This window comes from Nocardia sp. NPDC060220 (assembly GCF_042727815.1).
Classification (GTDB): Bacteria; Actinomycetota; Actinomycetes; order Mycobacteriales; family Mycobacteriaceae; genus Nocardia.
In genome coordinates this window covers 1-3,415 of record NZ_JBHWZY010000759.1, presented here as the reverse complement: position 1 = coordinate 3,415, position 3,415 = coordinate 1, and the positions used below count along the sequence as shown (strand labels likewise).

Genomic DNA, 3,415 nt, shown 5'->3' with positions numbered 1-3,415 from the left:
GGGTGAGGTCGCGGAACATCGCGCCACCCGGGATGAACACTTCCTTCTGCGTCGGCAGGTCCGCGCCGCCGGACTCGACCAGCGAGATCACCGGCAGCCGGTTCTCCCGGACGATGTCGTTGATGCGCAGTGTCTTACGCAGCGTCCACGGGTTCGACGTACCGCCGCGCACCGTCGGGTCGGGCGCGACGATCATGCACTCGACGCCCTCGACGAGGCCGATGCCGGCGATCGTCGACGCGCCGACGTGGAAGTCGCTGCCCCACGCGGCGAGTGGGCACAGCTCGAGAAACGGCGAGTCCTCGTCGAGCAGCAATTCGATGCGCTCACGCGCGGTCAGCTTGCCGCGCTTGTGGTGCCGGGCCACCTTGTCGGGGCCACCACCGGCGATGGCCTTGGCGAACTCCGCCTCGACCTCGGTGAGCTTGGTGGACATCGCCTCGGCGGCCGCGGTGTACTCGGGCGAGGCGGTGTCGATGAGGGAACGGAAGGTCGTCACGACTGGTACCCCAATACTTTCGACGCCAGCATGGTCAGGATCTCGTTGGTGCCGCCGCCGATGCCGATGATGCGCACATCGCGGTAGATGCGCTCGACCTCGGCCTCACGCATGTAGCCCATCCCGCCGTGCAACTGCACGGCCTGGTTGGCCACCCATTCGGCGGTCTCGACGGCGTTGTTCTTGGCGAAGCACACCTGAGCGATCAGGTTCTCGTCACCGGCGACGTAGCGCTCGACCAGCGCCCGGGTGTACGTGCGCGAGATATCCACGCGCTGGGCCATATCGGTGAGCGTCATCTGTACCTTCTGGCGGCTGATCAGCGGGCGGCCGAAGGTCTCGCGATCGCGGCACCACTGCACGGTGAGGTCGAGCGCGCGCTGGGCCAGCGAATACGCCTGCACCGCGAGGCCCACCCGCTCACTGACGAACGCGGCGGCGATCTGCGCGAAGCCGCTGTTCTCGGCGCCGACCAGGTTCGAGGCGGGCACCCGTACGTCCACGTACGACAGCTCGGCGGTATCCGAGGCCAGCCAGCCCATCTTCTCCAGCTTGCGGCTGACGGTGAAGCCCGGCGTGTCCTTCGGCACCAGGATCAGCGAAACACCGGCCGCGCCAGGGCCGCCCGTGCGCACCGCGGTGACGACGAAGTCGGCACGACAGCCCGAGGTGATGAAGGTCTTGGCGCCGTTGATGATGAAGTCCTCACCGTCCCGCACGGCGGTGGTGGTGAGGTGGCCGACATCGGAACCCCCGCCGGGTTCGGTGATGGCCAGCGAACCGATCAGGTCACCGGCCAGCGTCGGCTTGGCCCACTGGTCGATCTGGGCCTGGTTGCCCGAGGCGATCATGTGCGGCAGCGCGATTCCACAGGTCAGCAGTGAGGCCCACAGCCCGCCGGACGCACCGGCGACATGGATCTCCTCGCCCACGATCACCGAGTCGATGGCGTTGCCGCCCTCGCCGCCCGCCGATTCCGGGTACTCGATGCCGAGCAGGCCGAGTTCGCCTGCCTTCTTGTGCAGCTCGCGCGGTAGTTCGCCGGCCCGCTCCCAGGCATCGAGGTCGGGCAGGATCTCCCGTTCGACGAACCCGCGCACAGTGGCGCGCAGCTCTTTTCGCTCCGGCGTTTCCCAAACTGAGGTCATGCGAACAGCTCCGTCGGCATATCGATGTGGCGGGAGCGCAGCCATTCGCCGAGCCCCTTGGCCTGCGGGTCGAAACGTGCCTGGTAGGCGACGCCCTTGCCCAGCAGCCCGGAAATGATGAAGTTGACCGCGCGCAGATTGGGCAGCACGTGGCGGGTGACGGTCAGGTCGGCCGTCTCGGGAAGAAGTTCTCGCAGCTTCTCGACGGTGAGGGTGTGCACGAGCCAGCGCCACTGGTCGTCGGTGCGCACCCACACGCCGATATTGGCGTCGCCGCCCTTGTCGCCGCTGCGCGCGAGCGCGATAGTGCCGAGCGGGACTCGACGGGTTTCGGCGGGCGGCAGCGGTGCGGGCAGTTCGGGTTCGGAAACAGGTTCGAGAACAACGGTTTCCGTAGCGGGGGCGATGTCGACACGGGTACCGTTCGCCAGCACGGCGATATGCGGCACCTCGTGCGCGTCGACGAAACCCGGGGTGAAGACACCGTAGGGCGAACCGTTTCCGGGCAGCGCGGTGAAGCTGGCACCCGGGTAGCTCGCGAGCGCCAATTCCACAGCGACACTGGAGAACCCGCGACCTACCTTGTTCGGGTCGGCATCGCGCACCACGCAGCGCAGGATCGCGCTGGCCTGCTCTTCGGTCTCGGCGTCGGGGCGATCGAGGCGAGCCAGGGTCCAGGTGAGCTCGGCGGGTTTGTCCGGCAGCCAGGATTCCAGCTGTCGTTGTGCCAGTGCGGCTTTGGCCTCGATATCGAGTCCGGTGAGGATGAATGACATCTCGTTGCGGAAGCCACCGAGGGTGTTCAGCGAGACCTTGAGCTGTGGCGGCGGGGCCTCACCGGTGACGCCGCTGATCAATACCCGGTCCTTACCCTCCTGGCTCAGCACGATGCTGTCCAGGCGGGTGGTGACGTCGGGTCCGGCGTAGCGCGCGCTCTGGATCTCGTACATGAGCTGGGCTTCGACGGTGTCGACAGTGACCGCGCCGCCGGTGCCGTCGTGCTTGGTGATCACGCAGGACCCGTCGCGACGGATCTCGGCGATCGGGAAGCCGGGGCGGCCGATGTCACCGAGTTCGGTGAAGAAGGCGAAGTTACCGCCGGTGGCCTGAGTGCTGCACTCGATCACGTGGCCGGCGACCACCGCACCGGCGAGCGCGTCGTAATCGGTACGGGCCCACCCGAAGTGGGCCGCCGCCGGACCGACGATCACGGAGGCGTCGGTGACGCGACCGGTGACGACGATGTCGGCGCCGGAGTTCAGGCACTCGACGATCCCCCACGCGCCGAGATAGGCGTTGGCGGTGAGCGGCTGACCCAGATCGAGCTCGGCGGCCCGCGAGACCAGGTCGTCGCCTTCGACGTGCGCGATCTCGGCGTCGAGCCCGAGCTCGGCGGCGACCTTGCGCAACTGCTCGGCCAGCCCCGCCGGATTCAGCCCGCCGGCATTGGTGACGATCTGGACGTTCTTCTCGAGCGCGAGCGCGAGGCAGTCCTTGATCTGCTTGACGAAGGTCTTGGCGTAGCCGAGGCTCGGATCCTTCATCCGGTCGCGGCCCAGGATCAGCATGGTGAGTTCGGCGAGGTAGTCGCCGGTCAGCACGTCGAGCTGACCGCCTTCCAGCATCTCGCGCATGGCGCTGAGCCGGTCACCGTAGAACCCGGAACAATTCCCGATCCGGATCAGGTCCGGGTCAGCGGAGAGAGCACTCATGGCACCCAGGATCGCAGCGGTTCAGAAAAAAAGCAAGCATGCGTGCTTGTTAATTC

3 protein-coding genes are annotated in these 3,415 nt (G+C 67.2%); all 3 read right to left on the bottom strand.

What is annotated here, in order from left to right:
* On the bottom strand, positions 1–436 hold a 436-nt coding region (locus ACFWF3_RS29110), incomplete at its 3' end, for a carboxyl transferase domain-containing protein (RefSeq protein WP_379316755.1).
* Positions 437–495: 59 nt separating this feature from the next.
* Complete coding sequence (locus ACFWF3_RS29105) at positions 496–1,647, bottom strand: acyl-CoA dehydrogenase family protein (RefSeq protein ID WP_378996086.1); 1,152 nt, start codon at positions 1,645–1,647, stop codon at positions 496–498.
* Positions 1,644–3,359 (bottom strand): acyclic terpene utilization AtuA family protein, encoded by a 1,716-nt coding sequence (locus tag ACFWF3_RS29100; protein ID WP_379316753.1) that lies wholly within the window; start codon positions 3,357–3,359, stop codon positions 1,644–1,646. Before ACFWF3_RS29100 ends, ACFWF3_RS29105 begins: the two co-directional genes overlap by 4 nt.
* Positions 3,360–3,415 lie beyond the last annotated feature (56 nt).

What these genes read in the sequence shown, in the direction of transcription:
- ACFWF3_RS29105 (WP_378996086.1), bottom strand. Translation starts at nt 1,647, where the DNA reads ATGACCTCAGTTTGGGAAACGCCGGAGCGAAAAGAGCTGCGCGCCACT.
- ACFWF3_RS29100 (WP_379316753.1), bottom strand. Translation starts at nt 3,359, where the DNA reads ATGAGTGCTCTCTCCGCTGACCCGGACCTGATCCGGATCGGGAATTGT.